Here is a 22,567-nt window from a genome sequence, read left to right on the forward strand (position 1 = left end):
CCGTTAGGTCATGCATGGGTACAGCGGGGACAAGCAGGCCTATCTCACCCGGTTGCGGCGGATCGAGGGGCAGATCAGGGGCCTCCAGCGGATGGTGGAGGAAGACGCCTACTGCATCGACGTGCTGACGCAGGTCTCGGCCGTGACGCGGGCCCTGCAGGCGGTGGCGCTGGGGCTGCTGGAAGACCACATCGGGCACTGCGTCGCCGACGCCATCAGCACGGGGGGGCCGGAGGCGGAGGAGAAGGTCAAGGAAGCGTCAGCGGCTATTGCCCGGCTTGTCCGGTCGTGACTAGTCACCCGAGGGTCTTTCCCGGCCACGTCCCGGACCCCTCGGAAGGGGCCCGGGACTAGGCGGTGCAGATGGTTGCCTCAGCGCTTCAGCATGTCGCCGGAGCGCTCAATCCGAGCGCGTTGTCGAGCTCCGCCAAGGTGAGAGGCCGTTCGCTGATGGCGACGGCACTGAGAACCTCGGCATAGAGCGCGATCTCGTCCAACGCGTCACGGTCGTGGACCCGTAGGTCCAGCTCGTCGTGCCCCACCGCGTCGTCCTTCCTTCCGCAGCCCACACCCACTTCGAGGTTACGGCGGGGGTTCTTGCGTGCCCATGGCCCATCGGGACCATTCGGTACAGCCCGGTGCGCCCCCACCGCGCACCCTGAAGGGTCATTTCCCGAATGCGAGATCACGATTCAGCTAATTGTGTGACACGAGGGGTATTAGACGGATATAGGGGAAGTAAGGATGAAATAACCAGATCTATGGTTTAAGTCCGCTCGTGTGGGCCAGCCCGTTTCAGAAGTGACGCGGGTACGTTCCCGGCACGCCCGGGACAGGATCGTCCCGCTCATGAGCCAGGCGCTGCGCGAGCGCCGAGGCCGTCGCGAATCCCCGCTCCGGTACGGCCGTCCCGGTCAGCCGGCACCATGCCAGCCCCGTGGCGTAGGCGGCGCCCAGCAAAGCCGCCGCCGAGGCCCGGTCCGGCGGCTGGAGGGCGGAGGGCAGCACGGCGGGCGGCGCGGAGGACGCCCCGGAAGACGCCGGAGGGGACGCGGCGTCGCGGGAACGCGGCCAGCAGCCCCGCAGCGGGTGCGTGGACCGGGTGAGCACGACGTGGAGGATGTGGCGGAGCTCCGGATCCAGCCACGGGTAGATCCGGTCGGCCGCCCGGGGCGCGTGCGCCGCGACGTCGGCGGCGAGCAGCGCCCCCGCCACCGCCCGCGGGTCCGCGCCCTTCGGCGTGAGGAAGCCCAGGGCCTCGACGAGGTCGTAGAGAGCGTGCTGGAAGCGGTCCCCGGGGGAGACCTCGGCCAGCGCCACGTGGGCCGGGCACCGCGCCAGCCACGCCTGCCGCAGCGCGTCGTCGCCCCGGTGGGCGGCGGAGACGTCTTCGCCGGTCCGGCGGAGGATCGGCGCGACCATCGCGAGCAGAGCCTCGGCGCGGGGCCGGAAGCGGCGGTCGCCCCGGACGGCCTGGGCGGTGTCGGCCATCAGCGCGACCAGGCGGAGCCCGGCCTCGGGATGGCCGGCCCGGACGCGCTCGCCGTACAGGGCGATGAGGTCGTCGAGCGAGACGGGGGCGAGCCAGCGGACCCACTCGTCACCCGGGAGCGGGCGGGACAGGAACTCCCCGAACATCGACAGCAGCACCTCGTTGCCGTCGAAGGCGGGGGCGTAGGCGCACCACATGAGCGTGCCCCAGACGGCGGCGACCGGGCTGGCCACCTCCCCGGCGAACAGCTCGGTGAAGGGGCCGTGCATCGGGAAGTCCTCCCTGCGCCTGCCGCGCTGGGCGACGACCAGCGTCCGGACCCGCTCGGTGACGCCGTGCGGCACGTCCGGGCCGACGAAGCCCTGGACCGACCCCCGATCCACGGCGAAGTCGGGACCGGCCGGGACGAGATGCGGCAGGATCACCGAGGCGATCCGGACGATCCGGGCCGCGGCGCGCGTCTCCCGGTCCGCCGGGGGCGGGGACAGGTGCCAGCGGCCGTCGGCCGGGTCCTGCCGGTACCAGCGGGCGTGCGCGCCGAAGAGCCAGCGCCCGCCGTCCGGGGTGTCCAGCACGCGCAGCGCCACGGCCTGGGCGCGCGCGGGCGGCGGCAGCGCCGCCCACCGGGGGTCGGCGACGATGGCACGCACATCGCTCTCGATGGCGGCGAAACCGTCCCACTGTCGCACGGCGGTCATGTTACTCACGGTCCCGTCCCGCCGCCGGAGCGCGGCGGCGGGCGCTTCACGCCGGTGAGAAGACTGTCGCGGCGCGGTGGCCGGGGACCGGGCCCCGGCGGGCCGCCGCGGGGCGGAGGCTCACGCCGGCGGGAGGGCCGTCGCGGCGCGGTGGCGGGCGGCCTTGGCCATGTAGTTGTCCGGGGTGCGGGCGAAGGACGCGCGGTCGTCGTCGGTGAGCTCACGGACGATCTTGCCCGGGACGCCCGCCACCAGGACCCCGGCGGGGATCTTCTTCCCGGGACCGACCAGGGCTCCGGCGGCGACCAGCGATCCCGCGCCGATCCGCGCCCCGCCGAGCACGATCGCGCCGATGCCGACGAGGGCCCCGGTCTCCACGTGCGCCCCGTGCACCATGGCCTTGTGACCCAGGCTCACCCTCGGCTCCAGCACGGCGGGCTGGCCGGGGTCGGCGTGCAGGCAGCACAGGTCCTGGATGTTGCACTCCTCGCCGACCTCGACGGCCTCGTCGTCGCCCCGCAGGACCGAGCCGTACCAGACGCTGGCGGCGCGGCCGAGCCGTACGCGGCCGACGACCACCACTCCCGGGGCTACGTATGCTTCCGGGTGGATGTCAGGGGAAGCACCGTCGTCGAGTGAGGCGATGTAGGGGGTCGTCGTCATGGGACCGATGTTACGGGGAGTGAGGGTGTCCGGTATTTCCGCAAGGAGGTCCGGCGTTCCGGTTGCGGTCTCGGGTAGATGGCAGCAGAGTCGTTTCCTGACGTCTCCTTTTCCGCCACACGACCTCTACGGGCATCACGATGACAAACCAGCATGAGAGCTTTCCCGACCTGATGCATGAGGACTCGTTCGAGGTCGTCATGCGCGGTTACAGCCGCCGTCAGGTCCATGACTACATGATCCGCACACGCAACCAGATCCGCGATCTGGAGGAGCGGGTCGCGCGGGCGATCGATCAGGCGGAGCAGGGCAGGCTGGAGCTCGCCGAGGCGCGGCGCAGGCTCTCCGAGGCGCCGCAGGACTACGACGAGCTCGGCCAGCGGCTCAGCCAGATCCTCAAACTGGCCGAGGAGGAGGCCGCGGCCAAGCGCGAGGTCGCCGCGACCGAGGCCACCAAGGTCAGGGACGACGCCGCCACCGAGGCCGATCGCATGCTGGCCGTCGCGCGGGAGCACGCCGAGAGCGTCGTGTCCTCCGCCCAGCAGGAGGCCGAGCGCATGCTGACCTCCGCCCGGGAGCGCGCCGAGGGCATCCTGTCCTCCGCCCAGCAGGAGGCCGAGCGCAGGGTCGGCGAGGCCACCGCCAACGCCGAGCAGATGCTGGCGCAGGCGGGCAACGACGCCGAGGAGAAGCTCAACGCGGCGCGCATGGAGGCGGACGAGACCCTGCGGAGCGCCCGGGCCGAGTCGGAGGCCACGCTGACCTCCGCCCGGGCCGAGGCGGAGGCGACCCTGACCTCGGCCCGCTCCGAGGCCCACGCCACGCTGACCTCCGCCCAGCAGCGCGCCTCGGTCCTGGACGAGAGCACGGGCCGGCGCGTCACCTACCTGACCGACACCCACCGCGAGGTCATGCGCCGTCTCAACGAGATGGGCGCGGTCATCGGCGACCTGATCCAGCGGGAGGGCGTCGCCGGCCCGCTGATCGACGAGGACGCGGTCCTGCCCTCCGCGCCGGTCCCGGCCGCCATCGCCCCGGCCGCCGTGGCGGCCGTCGCCCCCGCCCCGCAGTCCGCCCCCGAGGTGGACGTGGAGGCGGTGCGCGTGATCGTGGAGGACGAGGAGGACGGGACGCGGACCCCCGCCCACGGCCGACCCGCCGCCGCCGACGACACCGACGTGACCCTCGAACCCGCCCGGGACGACGACGAGGAGCTCGCCACCCGCAAGTGAGGCCCGTGAACCCCGCCGCGGGCGAGGCCCGCGGCGGGGTTCACGGGAGATCCGCGAGTGCAGCCCATCGGCACTCGCGGGCAGGCCTGCGGGCGGAAGCCCCCGCCCCCGATAGGGTCAGAGGCTTCCGCGATTGGGGGCCCGGCGCCGGAGCCGCTTGAGCTGGGCTGACTCCGGCACCGGGCGGTCGTCAAGGGATCGTGCCGTCAAGGCGCTCCCTCTGGTCGTAGAGCTGCTCGCGCAGTCCGTCCGGGTCGTCCGCGTCGATGGTCATCGCGCAGCCCGCCTCGCGCTGCACGGGAGTGAGCGGGTGATGGCGAGTGGCCCACCACCGCCCCGCGTCACTCCGCCAGATCGTCCAGTCGGGAAACTCCCGGGCTATCTCCGCCAGATGCCGGTCGAAAGACATCCACGCACCTTCCCCGCGCCCAGGGCCACCGCTGTGACGTTCCATTTCCGAAGGTGAGGCACATCTCTAGAGAAATCAATGATCGCGAGGGTCAGGTCAACCTATCGGTTGACTATTGCCCTTGATCTATGCGTCGAAGTCATACTGAAGTACATATGAGGCCGAGTCGAGGATCATCTCGTTGACCTCGACGGGGATGCCGTTCGCGCTGTAGGCCGTCCTCATGATCACGATGACCGGGGTGCCCGCCGGGAGGTCCAGCAGAACGGTCTCGTGCGGATGGGGCATGCGGGCCCTCAGTTCCTCGGTGAAATGGGCCGGGGCGTGGCCGAGATCGCCCAGGCGCGCGTAGACACCGCCGGGGCCGGTGTCCTCCCGCACGACCGCGGTGCCCTCGACCAGCGCGGCGGGAAAGTAGGAGACGGACATCTGGACCGGCCGCCCGTCCACCGAGTAGCGCCTGCGCCGTACCCAGACCTCCGCGCTGTCCAGCACGCGGGCGATCTCCTCCTCCGCCTCCTCCCTGGCGATCTGCATGTCGTCCACGGTGTACGGCCGGCCCCTGGTGTCGGAGTCCCAGATGGCCTGCCCTCGCCCCCACCGTTCCTGGGAGAGTCTCCGGGAGCCGTGCCTCCTGAGGGGCCGGAACTGCCGGACGTAGACTCCCGAGCCGCGTTTGGGCACGGCCAGCCCTTCGTTGATGAGCACTGAGAGCGCCTGCCTGGCGGTCGCGCGGGCTATGCCGTGCTGGGCCATGAGGGCGTTCTCGCCCGGAAGCCGGTCCCCGTCCCGGAGCTCGCCGGACAGGATCGCTTCGCGGAGCCTGTCGGCGATGCGCCGGTAGATCGGGGTCTCGGGAGGTACGGGGGATTGCTGCACGTGTGATCACCCTCTGTCACCAGCCGGGTTTGGCGTCTCCAGAGAACTTGCCCCGCCTTGTCCACGATCGCACAGATACAGAGGTTGGTCCCGTGCTTCTTTTGAGTGGATCGTGCCCCTGTGGCGATCTACGAGAGTTTTCTCGGTCCGTTACCTTGGAACGATCCCGACCGCTATCGGCGGGCCCACCACCGGCGCGTGACGACGGCCGCGAGGACGGCCCCCGCCGTGTTGAGGAGGACGTCGTCCACCGAGCTCACCCGGTCCAGGCGCAGGCCGTACTGCAGGAGCTCGACGAGGAGCGAGGCCCCCGCCGCGACGCCCGCCACCGCGCCGATCGAGGCGAAGCGCGGCGAGCGGACCGGGAGCATGGCGCCGAGCGCGGCGAAGACCAGAAGATTGCCCCCGACCTGCACGAACACCGCTCCGGGGGACAGCAGGACGAGCTGGTCGAGCAGGTCGACCAGGGGGACGAGATGCACCCCCGGCTCCGTCCCGGGGGTGAGGATCATCCAGATCCAGGGGGCGGTCCCGGCCACGATGACCACGTCGGCGAGGGCCGTACGGCGGGGCGAGGAGTGCCCGGAGCGGGTGCGGGAGCGGGCGAGGAGGAAGGCGGCCAGAGTGGCGAGCGGGACGGCCAGAACGGCCGCGACGACGACATCTCCCCATGCCTCCCACGCCCGCCCCATGAGGCCATCATGCCGCGCCGAAACGCTCCCATCGACGGCACGGGGTACAGGAAGGTGACCTCCAGGAAAGGTCTCCCGCAGCGGCCGCCGAGCGCGACCGGCGCCGGTGCGGCGACTCATCGTGTTGATCGTGACGCGGTGATCGAGCGGTCAGGACAGGAAGTCGGCGATGGCATCGAGCCATATGCGGGGCTGGTCGATGTGGGCCATGTGTCCTGCCTCCTCGATCACCACGGCGCGGGCAGAAGGGATCAGTTTCACGGTGTCCTCAACCAGGTCCACAGGGAAGACCATGTCCTGGCGGCCTTGGATCAGAAGTAAGGGCAGCCCGAGGGCCGGATGAGATCGTTGGTGGCGGCGGCAGGGGTGTATCGGTCATCGGCGAGACCACGGGTGGAACGCCCGCAGCCGCGTAGATCCGGCAGGACGATCCGATGGCGATCGGCAAGCTCTGTGAGTGGCTCACGCAGGTAGGTGTGGTCCCAGTCGGGACCGCCGTGGATCACCAGCAGAGTGCGGTCAGCGGGTCCTGTGCTCTGCGTGACGAATAATTCCATGACGGGCTGATCGGACACGGGTATGACGCTTTCGACGAGCACTCCCTCAGTGTTCCATCGCGTGACCACCCGTACGGCGGCGCCGACCACGTCCGTGCCACGTCTCGCCGTACCGGCGTCGGGCCTTTGGCCTTGGTGCGCGCCGTACCGGCGCGATCCGCGTCAGATGGTGCGGGAGAGGGCACGGGAGATGCCGAGGGCGGCGGCTTTGACGGCCGGGGCCAGGCGGGTGGGGTGGAAGCGGGGCAGCGGGACGGAGACGGACAGGGCGGCCACGGCGGCTCCCTCGTGGAACACCGGGGCCGCGATGCAGGCGCCGCCCGGCTGGGCCTCCTCGCGCTCGTAGGCGAGGCCGGCCGCCTGGATCTGGCCGATGGCCTCCTCCAGGCGCCGGGGATCGACGATCGAGTGCGGGGTCAGGCGGCGCAGCGGGCGGGCGAGGACCTCCTCGATCAGCTCGGGGCCCGAGTAGGCCAGCAGGGCCTTGCCGATGCCGGTGCAGGTCAGCGGGAGGCGGCCGCCGACCCGGGAGGGGAGGGCGAAGGCCTCCTGACCGCGGATCTTCTCCACGTAGACGACGTCGAGGCCGTCGCGCACCCCGAGATGCACGGTCTCGTGGGTCGCCTCGTACAGATCGTGCATGAACGGCAGCGCCGCATGGCGGAGATCGCGTTCAAGGGGGACGATGCAACCGAGCTCGAACAGCCGGCGGCCGAGATAGTAGCCGTTCTCCCGCCGGGCGACGGCGCCGATCTCGGCGAGCTCGGTGAGCAGCCGGAAGGTGGTGGTCTTGGGCAGGTGGCAGCGTTCGGCCACGTCGGTCAGGCGCAGCGGCCCTCCCGTGGGGCGGAACGCGTCCAGCACGAGCCAGGACTTCTCCAGCATGGAGAGGCGGTCGGAGTTCCGTGTCACGGAACGAATTGTTGCTCATCGATGGCCCGTCGCTCTATACCCATAGGTAGAGAAGAATGCCCGATTCCCCAGGATGCCCCGAGGAGAAACCGTGTCTGACCTGGTCACCCACTTCATCGGTGGGCTGCCGGTCGCCGAGGGCGAGACGTTCGCCGGATACGACCCGGTCACCGGCCGGGAGGTCCGCCGGGTCCACGAGGCGGACCGCTCCGTCGTGGACCGGGCGGTCTCCGCGGCCCGTGCCGCCCTGCCCGGATGGTCGGGACTGCAGGCGGCCGAGCGGGCCGCCTGGATGCGCCGCCTGGCCGACGCGATCGAGGAGCGGTTCGAGGACCTGGTCGCCGCGGAGATCGCGGACACCGGAAAGTCGATCACGCAGACCCGCACCCTGGACATCCCCCGGGGCGCGGCCAACTTCCGGTCCTTCGCCGAGATCGCGGCCCAGCACCCGGAGAACGCGTTCCACCTGAAGGACGTGCTGAGCTACACCGTGCGCAGGCCCCTGGGCGTGGTCGCGGTCATCGTGCCGTGGAACCTGCCGTTCCTCCTGGCGACCTGGAAGATCGGCCCCGCGCTCGTCGCGGGCAACACCGTCGTGGTCAAGCCGTCGGAGCACACGCCGGGCTCGATGGCCGTGCTGGCCGAGATCGCCGCCTCGATCGGGCTCCCGCCGGGCGTGCTCAACGTCGTCAACGGCTTCGGCCCCGGCTCGGCCGGGCAGTTCCTGGTCGAGCACCCGGGGGTGGACGCGGTCACCTTCACCGGCGAGAGCCGTACCGGATCGGCGATCATGAAGTCGGTGGCGGACCGGGTCAAGCCGGTCTCGTTCGAGCTGGGCGGGAAGAACGCCGGGCTGGTCTTCGCCGACGCCGACCTGGACGCGGCCGTGGAGGGCGCCGTGCGGTCGGTGTTCACCAACGGCGGGCAGGTCTGCCTGTGCACCGAGCGGCTCTATGTGGAGCGGCCGGTGTTCGGCGAGTTCGTCGCCCGGCTGGCCGGACGGGCACGAGAGCTGGCCTTCGGCCGCCCGCAGGACGAGCACACCACGATGATGCCGATGATCTCGGCGGAGCACCGGGACAAGGTGCTGTCCTACTACGCGCTGGCCGAGGACGAGGGCGCCGAGATCCACGCGGGCGGCGGGGCGCCGCGCTTCGGCGACGACCGCGACGGCGGCTACTACGTCGAGCCGACCGTGCTGACCGGTCTGCCGTCCGGCTCCCGGGTGAACCGGGAGGAGATCTTCGGCCCGGTCTGCCACGTCGCGCCGTTCGACGCCGAGGCCGAGGCGGTCGCCCTGGCCAACGAGAGCGAGTACGGCCTGGCCGCGACCGTCTGGACGTCCTCGCTCAGCCGCGCCCACCGGGTCGCCCAGTCGCTGGAGGCGGGGCTGATCTGGGTCAACACCTGGTACCTGCGGGACCTGCGCACCCCGTTCGGCGGGGTGAAGCTCTCCGGCATCGGCCGCGAGGGCGGCACGCGCTCGCTGGACTTCTACTCCGAGCCGACCACGATAACGATCAAGCTGGAGCCGGGAAGGGCCGAGATATGACCGATGAGTGGAGCGAGGCCGTCGACGTGTTCACCGAGGCGGCCGACCGGTTGCTGGAGGCCGCCCGGAGCGGCAAGCCGTGCCCGCCGGTGCGCGAGACCCTGCCCGGCCGGACCGCCGAGACCGGCTACGCCGTACAGGCGATCAACACGCGCCGGGCGCTGGCGGAGGGGCGGCGGCTGGTCGGCCGGAAGATCGGCCTGACCTCGGCGGCGGTCCAGCGCCAGCTCGGCGTGGACAGCCCCGACTTCGGCATGCTCTTCGCCGACATGGCCCATCTGGACGGGCTGCCCGTGCCGACCGGGCGGTTCCTCCAGCCCAGGGCCGAGGCGGAGATCGCCCTGGTGCTCGGCGCCGACCTGACCGGCGGGCCGTTCACCGTGGCCGACGTCATCCGGGCCGTGGACTTCGTGCTGCCCGCGATCGAGATCGTCGACAGCCGGATCGCCGGGTGGGACATCACACTCGTGGACACGATCGCCGACAACGCCTCCAGCGGGGCCTTCGTGCTCGGCGCCACCCCGACCCCGCTGACCGGCCTCGACCTCAGGCTGGCCGGGATGACCATGAACCGGCGCGGCCAGGAGGTCTCCACCGGCGCGGGCGCGGCCTGCCTCGGCAACCCCCTGAACGCCGCCGTCTGGCTGGCGAACGCGCTGGACGGCACGGACTTCCCGCTGCGGGCCGGCGACATCGTGCTCACCGGGGCGCTCGGCCCGGTGGTGGAGGTCGAGCCCGGCGACGTGTTCGAGGCGCACATCGACGGAGTCGGCTCGGTCAGGGCGGTCTTCGAGTGAGGCGGAGCGAGCCCGGCGGGGCGAGTGGAGTGGTCGGCCGAGGGACGAGGTCGCCCGCGGAGCGAGTGAGGAGCGGTGAGCGACCGTGAGGATCGCGATCTTGGGGTCGGGGAACATCGGGACCGACCTGATGTTCAAGGCGCTGCTGTCCCGGAAGGTCGAGGTCGTCGCGATGGCCGGCATCGACCCCGGCTCCGACGGCCTGGCGCGGGCCGGGCGGCGCGGGCTGGCGACCACGCACGAGGGCGTCGAGGGCCTGGTGCGGCTGCCGGAGTTCGCGGACGTGGACGTCGTGCTCGACGCGACCTCCGCGGCGGCGCACCCGGGCAACGACCGGGTGCTGCGGGAGCACGGCAAGCGGGTGATCGATCTGACCCCCGCCGCGATCGGCCCGTACGTGGTGCCGACGGTCAACCTGGACGCCCACCTCGGCGAGCCGAACCTCAACATGGTCACCTGCGGCGGGCAGGCGACGATCCCGATCGTGGCGGCGGTGGCCTCCGCGGTCCCGGTCAGATACGCCGAGATCGTCGCCTCGATCGCGTCCCGGTCGGCCGGGCCGGGCACCCGGGCCAACATCGACGAGTTCACCGAGACGACCTCCCGGGCGATCGAGCGGGTCGGCGGGGCGGCCCGGGGAAAGGCGATCATCGTCCTGAACCCGGCCGAACCGCCGTTGATCATGCGGGACACCGTCTACTGCCTGGTGGACGGGTGCGACGAGGCCGCCGTGGCCGGAGCCGTGGGGGAGATGGTGGAGAAAGTGCGGCAGTACGTCCCCGGTTACCGGCTCAAGCAGGACGTGCAGTTCGACGGGATCCCGGCGGGGGAGCCGCTGCCGACCGGGGAGCGGACCGGCGGGGTCAAGGTGAGCGTCTTCCTGGAGGTCGAGGGCGCCGCCCACTATCTCCCGGCCTACGCCGGCAACCTGGACATCATGACCTCGGCCGCGCTGCGCACCGCCGAGCGGCTCGCCGAGCGCGCCGCGCCGGACGCGGCCGGAGAGTCCGCGTCCCGCGCCGCCGGCCCTCTCGCGGACAGGACGGTGGCCCCGTGAGGATCTACGTTCAGGACGTGACCCTGCGGGACGGCATGCACGCCATCCGGCACCGCTACACCGCCGCCCAGGCCGCCGCCATCGCGGCGGCGCTGGACGCCGCGGGGGTCGCGGCGGTCGAGGTGGCCCACGGGGACGGGCTCGCCGGGAGCAGCTTCACCTACGGCGCGGGCGAGCACACCGACGACGAGTGGATCGAGGCGGTCGCGGGAGCCGTACGGCGGGCGCGGCTGACCACCCTGCTGCTGCCGGGCATCGGCACCGTCGGCGACCTCAGGCGCGCCCACGCGCTCGGGGTCACCTCGGTCCGGATCGCCACGCACTGCACCGAGGCCGACATCTCCGCCCAGCACATCGCGACGGCGCGGGACCTCGGCATGGACGTGGCCGGGTTCCTGATGATGTCGCACATGGCGGAGCCGGAGGAGCTGGCGCGGCAGGCCGTGCTCATGGAGTCGTACGGCGCGCACTGCGTCTACGTGACCGACTCCGGGGGCAGGCTGACCATGGACGGGGTCCGGGCCCGGGTCCGGGCCTACCGCGAGGTCCTCGACGAGGGGACGGAGATCGGCATCCACGCCCACCACAACCTGGGCCTGGGCGTGGCCAACTCGGTCGTGGCGGTGGAGGGCGGCGCCCTGCGGGTGGACGCCTCCCTGGCCGGGATGGGCGCGGGCGCGGGCAACTGCCCGCTGGAGGCGTTCGCGGCGGTGGCCGACCTGATGGGCTGGGAGCACGGCTGCGACGTGAACGCCCTGATGGACGCGGCCGACGACCTGGTCAGGCCGTTGCAGGACCGGCCGGTCCGGGTGGACCGGGAGACGCTGACGCTGGGCTACGCGGGGGTCTACTCCAGCTTCCTGAGGCACGCCGAGGCCGCCTCGGCGCGCTACGGGGTGGACGCCCGGGCCATCCTGGCCGAGGCGGGCCGCCGCCGGATGGTGGGCGGCCAGGAGGACATGATCGTGGACATCGCGCTGGACCTGGCCCGGGCCGGGAACGGCTCCGCTCCGGCGGGGGACGGGGACGGCGCCCGAGTGAAGGAGAACCGGTGACCGCCGACGTCCGCAAGCTGGCGGAGATCCTGGACGAGGCGGCCCGTACGGCCCGCGCCGTGCCGCAGCCGGAGCAGGGCTGCGACGTGGCCACGGCCTACCGGGTCCAGCAGGAGCTGCTCCGGCTCCGGCTGGAGCGCGGGGACCGGATCTCGGGGGTGAAACTGGGCCTCACCAGCGAGGGCAAGCGCCGCCAGATGGGCGTGCACGACGTCATCCTCGGACGCGTCACCGCCTCCACCGCCATCCCCGACGGCGCCGCCGTCGGCCTGGCCGGCTACATCCATCCCCGGGTGGAACCCGAGGTCGTCTATCTGATCGGGCGGCGGATCGCCTCGGTCGCCGACGCGTTCGCGCCGGACGCGATCGCCGCCGCCGCTCCCGGCATCGAGATCATCGACTCGCGGTACGAGAACTTCCGGTTCTCGCTCCCCGACGTGATCGCCGACAACACCTCCGCCGCCGGGTACGTCGTGGGCCCCTGGCGGCCGTACGACCCCGCGCGCTGGAACCTCGGCGTCGTCTTCGAGATCGACGGCCGCCCGGTCCAGGTCGGCTCCACCGCCGCGATCCTGGGCGACCCGCGCCGGGCGATCGTCGAGGCCGCCCGCCTGGCCGCGGCGGAGGGGACGGTCCTGGAGCCCGGCTGGGTGCTGCTGGCCGGAGCCGCCACGGCCGCCGAGCCGCTGCCGGCCGGGGCCCACGTCAGGGCGGAGATCCAGCATCTGGGCTCGGTCTCGTTCACCGCGGAGCCGTCCGCGGGAGGATCGACCGCCGGGGAGACGACCGCCGGGGAGCCCGTCACCGGGGGAACCCGTGGCGGGGAGGCGGCCTCGTGAGCGGCGGGAACAGCGAGGGGATCGTCGTCAAGGGCAAGGCCGTCCCGCGCGGGCGGTTCCCGCACGCCAAGCGGGCCGGGGACTTCATCTACGTCTCCGGCACCAGCTCCCGCCGCCCGGACAACACGATCGTCGGGGCCGCGGCCGACGCGTTCGGCACGGTCACGCTCGACATCGCCGCGCAGACCCGGGCGGTGATCGAGAACATCGGTGACATCCTCAAGGCCGTCGGGGCCGACCTGAGCGACCTCGTCCAGATCACCGCCTACCTGGTCAACATGAATGACTTCGGGGGATACAACCGGGTCTACGCCGAGTACTTCGACGAGACCGGCCCGACGCGCACCACCGTGGCCGTGCACCAGCTGCCCCACCCGCACCTGCTCATCGAGATCCAGGCCGTCGCCTATCACCCGCTCCGAGAGGACCAGCCATGATTCCCCCCATCGACTTCACCGCGTGGATCGACGAGCACGCCCACCTGCTCAAGCCCCCGGTGGCCAACAAGGTCCTCTTCGAGCAGGCCGGGGACTTCATCGTGATGGTCGTCGGCGGGCCGAACGCGCGCACCGACTTCCACATCGACCCCTACGAGGAGCTCTTCTACCAGGTCCGCGGGAACATGCACGTCAACGTCATGACCCCCGACGGGCCGGACACCGTGCACATCCGCGAGGGTCAGATGTGGCTGCTCCCGGCGAACGTGCCGCACTCGCCGCAGCGCCCCGAGGAGGGCTCGATCGGCCTGGTGGTCGAGCGGATCCGGCCGGAGGGCGTGCTGGAGAAGTTCCTCTGGTACTGCCAGGAGTGCAGCGCGGTCGTCCACGAGGTGGAGCTCCAGGTCCGCGACATCGTGACCGACCTGCCCCCGATCTTCCAGGCGTTCTACGCCGACGAGAAGGCCCGCACCTGCGAGAACTGCGGTGCGCTCCACCCGGGCAAGGGATGACGAGTGATCGTTGACGTCCACACCCACCACGTCCCGAAGGGCTGGCCGGAGCTGGGCTGGGCGGACGCCCCCCGGCTCCGGGTGGACTCCGAGCGGGAGGCCATGATCCTCCTCGGCGACCGGGAGTTCCGCCGGATCCAGGACGACTGCTGGAACCCGGCCCGCCGCCTTTCGGCCATGGACGCCGACGGGGTGGACGTGCAGGTGGTCTCGCCGACCCCGGTGTTCTTCTCCTACGAGCGCCCGGCGGCGCAGGCGGTGCGGGTGGCCGAGATCTTCAACGACCTGGCCCTGGAGATCTGCGCGGACGAGCGGCTGGTGCCGTTCTGCCAGGTGCCGCTCCAGGACCCGGACCTGGCCTGCGCCGAGCTGGACCGGTGCCTGGCCGCCGGGCACGCGGGCGTCGAGATCGGCAACCACGTCGGGGACCGCGACCTCGACGACGCGGGGATCGTGCAGTTCCTCCAGCACTGCGCCGCCGTGGGGGCGCCCGTCTTCGTCCACCCGTGGGACCTGCCGGGCGGCCCCCGGCTGGAGCGCTGGATGGCGCAGTGGCTGGTCGGCATGCCCGCCGAGACCCACCTGTCGGTGCTGGCGATGATCCTCGGCGGGGTCTTCGACCGGGTGCCGGAGTCGTTGCGGATCTGCTTCGCGCACGGCGGCGGCTCGTTCGCCTTCTGGCTCGGGCGCTTCGAGAACGCCTGGCACCGCCGGAACGACCTGGTCGGCGTCTCGGAGCTGCCGCCGTCCCGCTACGTGGAGCGCTTCAGCGTGGACTCGGTCGTGTTCGACGAGCGGGCGCTGCGGCTGCTGGTGGACACGATGGGCGAGGACCGGGTGATGCTCGGCTCCGACTTCCCCTACCCGCTCGGGGAGTCGCCCGTCGGGTCGCTGGTGCGGGGCGCGGAGTTCCTGTCCGGTACGGCCCGCGCCAAGCTCCTCGGCGGCAACGCCGTACGGTTCCTCGGCCGCTGAGAGCGCGGGACGGCCGCCACCGTCCCGGCGGTCGTCGCCGTCACCTCGCCGTAGCAGGCGGGCGGCGTCGGTGTCAGGCGGGCAGGCGACACGGGCGGCGTCGGTGTCAGGCGGGCAGGCCGACGGGGGCGGCTTCCAGCCAGCCGCGCTCACGCGCCGTCGCCTCCGCGACGCGGGCGAAGGCGACACCGGCCGGGGGCAGGGCGTCCCGCCGCCAGACCAGCTCCAGGTCGGGGGCGGGCAGGTGGTCGGTGAGCGGGAGAACCACGCCGTCGGCCGCGGGCAGGGCGCCGAGCGAACGCGGTACCAGCGCGAAGCTCTCGCCGTCGGTGAGACCGAGGTGGCGCCAGCCGAGCACCTCGCAGTCGTCCGCCTCGAACTCCAGGCCAGTAGGCGCCAGGGCGGCGAGGACCGCGCCGCGGTAGTCCGGCGCCACGTCACCGGGGACCAGGCGGAGCCGGCTGCCGTACAGGTCGGACAGGGCGGCCGCCGGGCGGCCGGCGAGCGGGTGGGCGGTGCCGACGACCGCGACCAGCGGCTCCCGTCGGACGGTCTGCCGGGCGAGGCCGGGCCGCCGCGGGATCATCCGCCCCAGCACCAGGTCGAACCGGCCCGCCCGCAGGCCGGCGTCGAGCTCGCCCGACCAGGCCTCGCGCGCCCGGACGGTGACGTCCGGGTGCGCCGACCGCAACGCGGCGAGCAGTTCCGGCACCGTCTCGTGGGCGGCGCTGATGACCATCCCCAGGCGCACCGTGCCGGACTCACCCTGCCTCACCGCCCGCATCAATTCGATCATCGCGTCGGCGTCGGCCAGCATCCTCCGCGCGGACGCCACGAACGCCTTGCCCGCCTCGGTGAGCCGGGTCGGGCGGCGGTGGAACAGCGCCACCCCGAGTTGGCGTTCCAGGTCGCGGATCTGCCTGCTCAGCGGCGGCTGGGCCATGTGCAGGCGTTCGGCGGCGCGCTGGAAGCCGCCTTCCTCGGCGATCGTGACGACATATCGCATGAGTCGCAGGTCGACCGGCATACCGCGAGGGTATACCGGGATACCAAAAACGATCTTGTTGGGGTGCCGGTCCGTGGGCGAGGCTGGCGGGGACCGACAATCGAAGGAAAACTGTGCGTATTCACCGACTTCTCTCCGCGGCCGTGGCGGCTGTGGTGCTCGCCTCCTCCGCCGGCGCCGCATCGGCGGCGATGGCGACGACGACAACGGCGGCGACCTTGGCGGCGACGGCGACCCCGGCCGACCGGCCCGGCGTCTACGTCCTGGCCGGCGACGACGCCTACCCCGAGGGCATCGCCCGCGACCCGAGGACGCCGTACTTCTACGTCGGCAGCGTGACCGACGGACGCATCTACCGTGGCGACGTCCGCTCGCCCCGGACCTCGGTGTGGCTGCCCGGCAACGCCGCCGACGGCCGGACCACCGCCGGTGGGATGAAGGTCGACGCCGCAGGCCGTCTCATCGTCGCGGGCGGGGCGACCGGCTTCGTGTGGGTGTACGACACGCGGACCGGCGCCCTGCTGCACCGCTTCGCCACCGCCACGCCGAACTCGATGCTCAACGACGTCGCCGTGGCCGGGAACGGCGACGTCTACGTCACCGACTCGTTCCAACCGACGATCTACCGCATCGGCGCCGCGGAGCTGCGGGGCGGCAACGGGGCGACCGCACCGCTGCGGGCCTTCCTCGACCTTCGGGGCACGGGCATCGTGTACACCGAGGGCTTCAACCTCAACGGCATCGCGGTCACCCCGGACCAGCGGCACCTCGTCGTCGCCGACTACAACGACGGAGTGCTGCACCGCGTCGATCTGCGGCGGCGCACCGTCAGGCCGATCGATCTGGGCGGTGCCCTGGTACGCGGTGACGGCCTCCTCCTCCGCGGCCGCACGCTCTACGCGGTCAGCAACGCCGACGGTGACGGCAACACCGTCAACGTGATACGGCTCGACGCCGGCTCCGGCCGGGGCAGACTGCTGGCGCGGGTCACCGATCCGAGGCTGCACGGCCCCTCCACGGCGGCGTTCGACGGGCGCGACCTGCTGGTGGTCAACTTCCAGTACGGAGCCGAAAGCCCGGTGCTGCCGTACACGGTGGTGCGGCTGACCCCGGACCGCGGCCGGTTGGGCTGATCGGCGGCAGGAGGAGCCGGGAGTTCCGTTCCCTGGAACCCGGTGATGCTCTGACCACCGTCGATGTCCGATGATGGGGGCATCGGTAAGGACCTACTCCGGAGACGACTCGTGACAATCAGCCGCGCGGACTGCGTCGCGCTCGACGCCGCGGACCCCCTCAAGGACTTCAGGGACGAGTTCGTCCTCCCCGAGGGGACGATCTATCTCGTCGGCAACTCGCTCGGCGCCCCGCCGAAGACCGCCTCGGCCGCGGTCACGCGGGTCGTGGAGGACGAGTGGGCGGGCCGGCTGGTCGGCGGCTGGAACGCCGCCGGGTGGTTCGACCTGCCGGAGACCACCGGCGACCGGATCGCCCCGCTGATCGGCGCGGGCCCCGGTCAGGTCGTGGTGGGCGAGAGCACCTCGATCGCGATCGTCAAGGCCGTCTCGGCGGCCCTGCGGCTCCGCCCGGGACGCCGTGTGATCATCTCCGACCTGGAGAACTTCCCGACCGACCGGTACATGGTCCAGGGCCTGGTCAAGGGGCTGGGTGACTACGAGATCCGCGACGTGCGCGGCTCCGAGGGCCTGGCCGGGGCGCTGGACGACGACGTCGCGTGCGTCCTGCTGTCCGAGGTCGACTACCGCACCGGCGACCGCCACGACACCGCCGGGGTGACCGCGCGGGTGCAGGCGGCCGGCGCGCTGATGATCTGGGACCTGTGCCACAGCGCGGGCGCCTTCCAGGTGGACGTGACCGCGGCGGACTTCGCGGTCGGCTGCACCTACAAGTACCTCAACGGCGGCCCCGGCTCCCCGGCGTTCGTCTACGTGCACCCGCGCCACCAGAACGCGACCGAGCACCTGCTGTCCGGCTGGCACGGTCACGCCGCGCCGTTCGCGTTCGAGCCCTTCTACCGCCCGGCCGAGGGCATCCGGCGCTTCACCGTGAGCACTCCGCACGTGGTGTCCTTCGCCGCGCTCAACGCCTCGCTGGACATCTGGGAGCGGGTGGACCTGTCGCAGCTGCGGGCCAAGAGCGTGGCTCTGACCTCGCTCTTCATCGAGCTGGTGGAGGAGCTCTGCGCGCCGTACGGCCTCACGCTCGCCTCCTCGCGCGACCCGGAGCGGCGCGGCAGCCAGGTCAGCTTCCTCCACCCCGACGGCTACCCGGTCATGCGCGCCCTGATCGACCGGGGCGTGCACGGCGACTTCCGCGCCCCGGACCTGCTCCGCTTCGGCTTCGCCCCGCTCTACATCCGGTTCGCGGACGTCTACGACGCGGCGGTCACGCTGGCCGAGGTGCTGGAGAAGGAGCACTGGCGCGAGGAGAGGTACCAGCAGCGCCTCACCGTGACCTGAGGGCGGCTGCGGACGCTCTCAGGGATTCGGGGACTCCCAGGGATCGGGGGCCGGGGCCCCGGGTTCAGACCGTCTGGACGGCCTGAGCCCGGGTGGCCGCCATGATGCGCCAGCCGAAGGCGACGCACCCGACCAGGAGCACCACCCCGGAGAGCACTCCGCTGACGAACGGCACCCAGTCCAGGGCGCCGGTGGACACCATGACGAGGCCGGCGACGCCGAGCAGGGACAGGACCGTGCCGGGCACGGCGATCATCCAGTCCTTCCACACGGGCGCCAGCGCGATGAAGTGCACGCCGACCACGAGGGCGATCCAGGCGACGTTGGTCTGCACGGGACGTTCCCAGGCGGCCAGCACCTGGAGCCCGCCGTAGAGCAGGACCACCTCGGCGACGAGGATGACCAGGTAGCCGCGGCCGTACATGCCCGGACCGCCGGGCCGCGCGGTCCCGGCGGACGGGGTGGTCCCGGCGGACGCCGCGGCGGGCGTCCCGGCGGACCGTTCTCTTCGGACGGTGAGGAACCACATGGCGAGGACGCTCGCGGCCGCCAGGCAGGCGATCACCCGCAGGAGGCCGGCGGTCAGGGTGTTCAGCGGGCTCTGCGCGTTGATGACGACGAAGACCGCGCCGAAGACCGCGCCGACCAATAATCCAGTCATACGTTGCATGACGTCCATTGAAGTCCGTAATCGATCTCGCCCGCATGGAGGCTGGGGCGAGGACGTGGTAGGTCTATCCCTACCCCCGCGCCGTTACCGCACCGAGCCGCGCAGATAGGCCAGCACCGCGAGCACCCGCCGGTTGTCGTCCTCGGTGTTGGGGAGTCCGAGTTTGGTGAACACACTGGCGATGTGTTTGCCGACGGCGGCCTCCGTGATGGACAGGGCGCGGGCGACGGCGCCGTTGGAGCGCCCCTCGGCGATCAGGGCGAGGACCTCGTGCTCGCGCGGGGTCAGCCGGTACGCCGGTTCGGTGGCCTCCCTGCTCCTGGCCCAGGTCTGCTCGAACAGGTCGATGAAGGCGGCGATCAGGCTCTGCTGCCTGATGAGGAGGGCGCCCGGTGCGTGGGCGACGGGGGTGACCCGGAGGAACGCCACGGAACGGTCGAAGACGAGCAGCTGCTGGATCGGCTCGTCGATGATCCGGTACAGGGTGCCGCCGGCGTGCATCTCCCTGACCCGGGCCGCGCTGACCGGGTCGTCCAGCATGCTCGTGTGGATGATCAGCCGGGCCCGCATGCCGCGCCGCAGGGCGACGAGGAATTCGGGCATGTTCCTCCGCCCCCGGCGGCCGACCTCCGGCGTGCCCGTCGGGTACATGGCGCGCACTTCGTCGGAGGCGCCCATGGCGTGGGCGATCTGCTGCAGGATGAGTTCGCCGTCCTCCAGCCGCTCGACGCCGACGGGGATGCCGCGTAACTCGTTCACGGCCTCCTCCAGCCGGTGGGCGAGCCGAGCCAGTGACACGTTCTCGTCCACACGCCTCCTTCTCCGTCGACGCCGCCTTCGTGCCCGGTTCGGATATCCCCGGCGAATTCTGGCCGGTGTGATCCACTCCGGGAGCATTCCTCCGTCGATTTTCCCAGACCGGGTGGATCTCGGGGTATTCGGATGAATAGGAGTAATGCGCCTGCAAGGCACTTGTTTCACCGCGCGTTCAGGAAGACCTCCGTTCCACATGGCGGAACGCCGGTGGTTCCATCCTGTGGAACGGCGGATGGTACGGGAGAGGCCTCAGGGGCGAGGCTGGGCGCGTTCCCCCCTTCCTGTGCGAAAGGCCGCGCCATGCGTCACTTTCTCCGGCATGCCCTGGTCACCTCCGGTGTTGCGGGACTCCTCCTCACCTCCGGCACGGCGGCGCGGGCGACGGCCCCCGACGATCCGAACATCCCCTCCGTCTGCGGCGACCGCCGTCCGTCCGAGCCCGGGGCCGGAACGTACGGCATGCAGCTCGACGGCTCCTTCCGGCACCCGTCGCTGACTCCGGCCAGCGAGGAGCGCCACGCCTTCCCCGGCGGCGCGCGGGACCTGTTCCCGAAGACCAAGGGCTACGACCCGCGCTCCCACATCGAGGGACCGATCAAGGTCGAGGCCGCCTACCGGGGCGCGGACTTCACCCCGGACTACTTCCACACCTGGCAGAACATCGTCGACTTCGACGGCCGCCGCTACCTGTTCCAGTACGACCGCAGCGAGGCCCGCGTCTACGACGTCACCGACGTGCGGAAGGTGAGGATCGTCGAGCGGCTGAGCCGCTCCGACGTGAAGGTCCCCTACGGGGAGAACGTCGAGCTGCACAAGGGGAAGGACTGGGACGCCCACGACTACTGGGGCGCCTCGACGATCCAGTGGAGCGCGAAGCTCAAGGCGTACGTGATGGTGCAGAGCTTCGAGCAGAAGCGCCAGGTCGGCGAGCTGGGCGACGCGCTGGGGCGCACGAAGTTCGACAACCCCGAGGGCGTGGCGGCGCTCCGGGCGCAGACGAGCTTCAAGGGCTTCAAGGTCTACCGGCTCGACGGGCCCCGGAAGAAGGACTGGAAGCTGCTGTCCACGGTCACCACCGACGCGAGCGTGGCCGACCCGCTCAACGCGCCGGTCACCGGGCCGCAGCAGGGCTCCGGCTCGCTGGACGTGCCGTACTGGACCGGCGGGAAGCACATGTTCGTCGCCGTCGCGCCGCTGGACACCTGGAGCAACACCGAGGTGCCGACCTACCTGTACTCGGCCGGCTACCAGGCCTACGACATGTCCGACCCGGCCAACCCGAGGAAGGTCGGCGAGTGGCACAGGAAGGGCCAGGTCGCCGACGAGTCCGCCGCCTACGCGCGCAACCCGCGCTGCGGCAACCAGACCTCCTGGATGGGCGCGCGGATGCCGCTGTTCATCCCGACGCCGATCGAGGAGGGCGGGCGGTACGGCTTCGCGGCGCTGGGCGGCTTCGGCCTCTCGGTGCTGGACATCTCCGACCCGGCGAAGATGAGGGAGGTCGCCCACCTCGACCTGCCGATGTCCGTCGGCGGCACCGAGGCGGACAACGTGGACGTCTCGCAGTTCGAGAAGACCGGCATGATCTACGTCTCCGGCTACCCGCTGGGCGAGGACTGCCGCGAGCCGTACAAGGACGTCTTCCAGATCGACGTCCGCGACCCGCGCTCGCCCCGGATCGTCGGCGCGCTGCCCCGGCCGCGGCCCGCGGAGGGCGCGAGGTTCGCCGACTACTGCCAGCGCGGCGGGAGCTTCGGTCCCAAGCGCTCGGGCTCCTACACCTCGCCGGGGGACCCGGAGGCCGGACTGCTGCCGTACGCGTTCTACAACGCGGGCGTGCAGTTCTTCGACACCCGCGACATCAGGCGTCCGAAGATCGCGGCCCAGTTCGTCCCGGCCGGGTTCAGCGAGAACGTCCCGGACTACGCGCTGGGCAACCAGACCCACGCCGTCTACGTCGAGTGGGACCGGAAGATCGTCTGGGCCTTCACCAACGACGGGATCTACGCCCTCTCCTCCCGGGCGCTGCTCGGCGCGCCGAACCTGGGCAGGCCGGCCGCGCCCTTCCGTACCTCCGCCCGGTAACTCACATCACGCTACCGGTCGGTTGATTCAGGGTCTCTCTGGACGAATAGGATGAACGAGCCCACAAGGCACTTGTTTCACCACGCGTTCAGGGAGACCCCCGTTCCATGCTGACGACCTTCGCGGTCACGGCGTTTGTAATGATCATGATTCCCGGGCCCGACCAGGCCCTGATCACCCGCAACGCTCTCGCCTTCGGCCGCACCGCCGGCCTGCTGACCATGTTCGGCGGCCTGATCGGCCTGACCGTCCACGCCACCGCCGCCGCCGTCGGGCTCTCCGCCCTGCTGCTGGCCTCCGCCACCGCCTTCACCGTGCTGAAGGTCGTGGGCGTGATCTACCTTCTCTGGCTCGGCGTGCAGTCCCTGCGCGCCAGCCGCCGTACGGCCGCCGCCGTCGTGACCCCCGACGCCGCGCCGGAACGGTGCTCCCCGCTCCAGCACATCCGCAACGGCCTGCTGTCGAACGTGCTCAACCCCAAGGTGGCGCTGTTCTTCGTGACGTTCCTGCCGCAGTTCCTGCCCACCCAGGGCAACACCCTGGGCCGGGCCCTGCTGCTGTCGGCGATCTTCGCGGGGCTGTACCTCCTCTGGTTCAGCCTCTACAACGTGATCGTCGCCCGCCTCGGCGCGCTGCTGCGCACGCCCCGGGTGCGGGCCAGGATCGAGCAGGTCACCGGCGTGCTCCTGGTGGGCTTCGCCATCCGCCTGGCCTGGCAGCAGCCCTGACCCCTCCTGACGCGCCGGGTCCTGTCG

At 71.7% G+C, this 22,567-nt stretch carries 26 protein-coding genes; 14 read left to right on the plus strand and 12 right to left on the minus strand.

Translation table 11 applies throughout. From position 1 onward, the window contains the following. Positions 1 to 10: 10 nt before the first annotated feature. Positions 11 to 292, plus strand: coding sequence for a metal-sensitive transcriptional regulator (locus tag Plo01_RS10080; protein ID WP_203890266.1), 282 nt, complete (start codon positions 11 to 13; stop codon positions 290 to 292). A gap of 88 nt (positions 293 to 380) precedes the next feature. On the opposite strand, the gene Plo01_RS10085 is transcribed toward Plo01_RS10080, so the two are convergent. From Plo01_RS10085 to Plo01_RS10095, 3 genes are all read right to left on the minus strand, one after another. Further along, positions 381 to 542 (minus strand): hypothetical protein, encoded by a 162-nt coding sequence (locus Plo01_RS10085; RefSeq protein WP_203890267.1) that lies wholly within the window; start codon positions 540 to 542, stop codon positions 381 to 383. 253 nt (positions 543 to 795) lie between these two features. Next, entirely contained in the window at positions 796 to 2,190 is a 1,395-nt protein-coding gene (locus Plo01_RS10090) for a hypothetical protein (protein WP_203890268.1), read from the minus strand. A 120-nt stretch (positions 2,191 to 2,310) separates the two neighbouring features. After that, positions 2,311 to 2,853 (minus strand): gamma carbonic anhydrase family protein, encoded by a 543-nt coding sequence (locus tag Plo01_RS10095; RefSeq protein WP_203890269.1) that lies wholly within the window; start codon positions 2,851 to 2,853, stop codon positions 2,311 to 2,313. A 140-nt stretch (positions 2,854 to 2,993) separates the two neighbouring features. Here Plo01_RS10095 and Plo01_RS10100 point away from each other — a divergent pair, with 140 nt between their 5' ends. Beyond that, the gene (locus Plo01_RS10100) at positions 2,994 to 4,085 is read left to right on the plus strand and encodes a hypothetical protein (RefSeq protein WP_203890270.1); all 1,092 of its coding nucleotides are present in this window, start codon (positions 2,994 to 2,996) and stop codon (positions 4,083 to 4,085) included. A gap of 190 nt (positions 4,086 to 4,275) precedes the next feature. Here Plo01_RS10100 and Plo01_RS10105 read toward each other — a convergent pair whose 3' ends face one another. From Plo01_RS10105 to Plo01_RS10125, 6 genes are all read right to left on the minus strand, one after another. After that, complete coding sequence (locus Plo01_RS10105; RefSeq protein ID WP_203890271.1) at positions 4,276 to 4,494, minus strand: hypothetical protein; 219 nt, start codon at positions 4,492 to 4,494, stop codon at positions 4,276 to 4,278. Positions 4,495 to 4,620: 126 nt separating this feature from the next. Further along, positions 4,621 to 5,373 carry a GntR family transcriptional regulator gene (locus Plo01_RS10110; RefSeq protein WP_203890272.1) on the minus strand — a complete coding sequence of 251 codons (753 nt, stop codon included), beginning with the start codon at positions 5,371 to 5,373 and terminating at the stop codon, positions 4,621 to 4,623. Positions 5,374 to 5,546: 173 nt separating this feature from the next. Next, the gene (locus Plo01_RS10115; protein ID WP_203890273.1) at positions 5,547 to 6,065 is read right to left on the minus strand and encodes a VanZ family protein; all 519 of its coding nucleotides are present in this window, start codon (positions 6,063 to 6,065) and stop codon (positions 5,547 to 5,549) included. A gap of 150 nt (positions 6,066 to 6,215) precedes the next feature. After that, positions 6,216 to 6,347, minus strand: a complete 132-nt coding sequence (locus Plo01_RS40145; protein WP_239316107.1) for an alpha/beta fold hydrolase — start codon at positions 6,345 to 6,347, stop codon at positions 6,216 to 6,218. A gap of 29 nt (positions 6,348 to 6,376) precedes the next feature. Beyond that, entirely contained in the window at positions 6,377 to 6,664 is a 288-nt protein-coding gene (locus tag Plo01_RS40150; RefSeq protein ID WP_239316109.1) for an alpha/beta fold hydrolase, read from the minus strand. 120 nt (positions 6,665 to 6,784) lie between these two features. Then, positions 6,785 to 7,534, minus strand: coding sequence for an IclR family transcriptional regulator (locus Plo01_RS10125; RefSeq protein ID WP_239316111.1), 750 nt, complete (start codon positions 7,532 to 7,534; stop codon positions 6,785 to 6,787). A gap of 91 nt (positions 7,535 to 7,625) precedes the next feature. On the opposite strand from Plo01_RS10125, the gene Plo01_RS10130 reads away from it, so the two are divergent. The 8 genes from Plo01_RS10130 (at position 7,626) to Plo01_RS10165 (ending at position 14,758) form a co-directional block, all read left to right on the plus strand. Continuing rightward, positions 7,626 to 9,086, plus strand: coding sequence for a 2-hydroxymuconic semialdehyde dehydrogenase (locus tag Plo01_RS10130; protein ID WP_239316112.1), 1,461 nt, complete (start codon positions 7,626 to 7,628; stop codon positions 9,084 to 9,086). Beyond that, on the plus strand, positions 9,083 to 9,883 hold the full coding sequence (locus Plo01_RS10135; protein WP_203890275.1) for a 2-keto-4-pentenoate hydratase: 801 nt from the start codon (positions 9,083 to 9,085) through the stop codon (positions 9,881 to 9,883). Before Plo01_RS10130 ends, Plo01_RS10135 begins: the two co-directional genes overlap by 4 nt. 85 nt (positions 9,884 to 9,968) lie before the next feature. Further along, entirely contained in the window at positions 9,969 to 10,940 is a 972-nt protein-coding gene (locus Plo01_RS10140; RefSeq protein ID WP_275415375.1) for an acetaldehyde dehydrogenase (acetylating), read from the plus strand. Further along, positions 10,937 to 11,995, plus strand: a complete 1,059-nt coding sequence (gene dmpG / locus Plo01_RS10145; RefSeq protein WP_203890276.1) for a 4-hydroxy-2-oxovalerate aldolase — start codon at positions 10,937 to 10,939, stop codon at positions 11,993 to 11,995. Before Plo01_RS10140 ends, dmpG begins: the two co-directional genes overlap by 4 nt. Next, positions 11,992 to 12,834 carry a 2-keto-4-pentenoate hydratase gene (locus Plo01_RS10150; RefSeq protein ID WP_203890277.1) on the plus strand — a complete coding sequence of 281 codons (843 nt, stop codon included), beginning with the start codon at positions 11,992 to 11,994 and terminating at the stop codon, positions 12,832 to 12,834. Before dmpG ends, Plo01_RS10150 begins: the two co-directional genes overlap by 4 nt. After that, positions 12,831 to 13,271, plus strand: coding sequence for a RidA family protein (locus Plo01_RS10155; RefSeq protein WP_203890278.1), 441 nt, complete (start codon positions 12,831 to 12,833; stop codon positions 13,269 to 13,271). Before Plo01_RS10150 ends, Plo01_RS10155 begins: the two co-directional genes overlap by 4 nt. Next, positions 13,268 to 13,783: a 3-hydroxyanthranilate 3,4-dioxygenase gene (locus Plo01_RS10160; protein WP_203890279.1), complete on the plus strand. Its 516-nt coding sequence runs from the start codon at positions 13,268 to 13,270 to the stop codon at positions 13,781 to 13,783. Before Plo01_RS10155 ends, Plo01_RS10160 begins: the two co-directional genes overlap by 4 nt. A 3-nt stretch (positions 13,784 to 13,786) precedes the next feature. Then, positions 13,787 to 14,758: an amidohydrolase family protein gene (locus Plo01_RS10165; protein WP_203890280.1), complete on the plus strand. Its 972-nt coding sequence runs from the start codon at positions 13,787 to 13,789 to the stop codon at positions 14,756 to 14,758. 106 nt (positions 14,759 to 14,864) lie between these two features. Here the strand turns inward: Plo01_RS10165 and Plo01_RS10170 are convergent, their stop codons facing one another. Next, positions 14,865 to 15,785 (minus strand): LysR family transcriptional regulator, encoded by a 921-nt coding sequence (locus Plo01_RS10170; RefSeq protein WP_203890281.1) that lies wholly within the window; start codon positions 15,783 to 15,785, stop codon positions 14,865 to 14,867. 92 nt (positions 15,786 to 15,877) lie between these two features. On the opposite strand from Plo01_RS10170, the gene Plo01_RS10175 reads away from it, so the two are divergent. Further along, a complete protein-coding gene (locus Plo01_RS10175; protein WP_203890282.1) occupies positions 15,878 to 16,897 on the plus strand; it encodes an SMP-30/gluconolactonase/LRE family protein in 1,020 nt (339 codons plus the stop codon). A 63-nt stretch (positions 16,898 to 16,960) separates the two neighbouring features. Then, on the plus strand, positions 16,961 to 18,241 hold the full coding sequence (kynU, locus tag Plo01_RS10180) for a kynureninase (protein ID WP_203890283.1): 1,281 nt from the start codon (positions 16,961 to 16,963) through the stop codon (positions 18,239 to 18,241). A gap of 64 nt (positions 18,242 to 18,305) precedes the next feature. Here kynU and Plo01_RS10185 read toward each other — a convergent pair whose 3' ends face one another. Both Plo01_RS10185 and Plo01_RS10190 read right to left on the minus strand, forming a co-directional pair. Further along, the gene (locus tag Plo01_RS10185; protein ID WP_203890284.1) at positions 18,306 to 18,902 is read right to left on the minus strand and encodes a hypothetical protein; all 597 of its coding nucleotides are present in this window, start codon (positions 18,900 to 18,902) and stop codon (positions 18,306 to 18,308) included. Positions 18,903 to 18,995: 93 nt separating this feature from the next. Further along, positions 18,996 to 19,721, minus strand: a complete 726-nt coding sequence (locus Plo01_RS10190) for a helix-turn-helix transcriptional regulator (protein ID WP_239316113.1) — start codon at positions 19,719 to 19,721, stop codon at positions 18,996 to 18,998. 306 nt (positions 19,722 to 20,027) lie between these two features. Between Plo01_RS10190 and Plo01_RS10195 the strand changes: the two genes are divergently transcribed. Beyond that, positions 20,028 to 21,812: an LVIVD repeat-containing protein gene (locus Plo01_RS10195; protein ID WP_203890285.1), complete on the plus strand. Its 1,785-nt coding sequence runs from the start codon at positions 20,028 to 20,030 to the stop codon at positions 21,810 to 21,812. A 107-nt stretch (positions 21,813 to 21,919) separates the two neighbouring features. Further along, positions 21,920 to 22,540, plus strand: coding sequence for a LysE family translocator (locus tag Plo01_RS10200; protein WP_203890286.1), 621 nt, complete (start codon positions 21,920 to 21,922; stop codon positions 22,538 to 22,540). Positions 22,541 to 22,567: the final 27 nt, after the last annotated feature.

The sequence above is a fragment of the Planobispora longispora genome (assembly GCF_016863135.1).
Taxonomy (GTDB): Bacteria; Actinomycetota; Actinomycetes; order Streptosporangiales; family Streptosporangiaceae; genus Planobispora; species Planobispora longispora.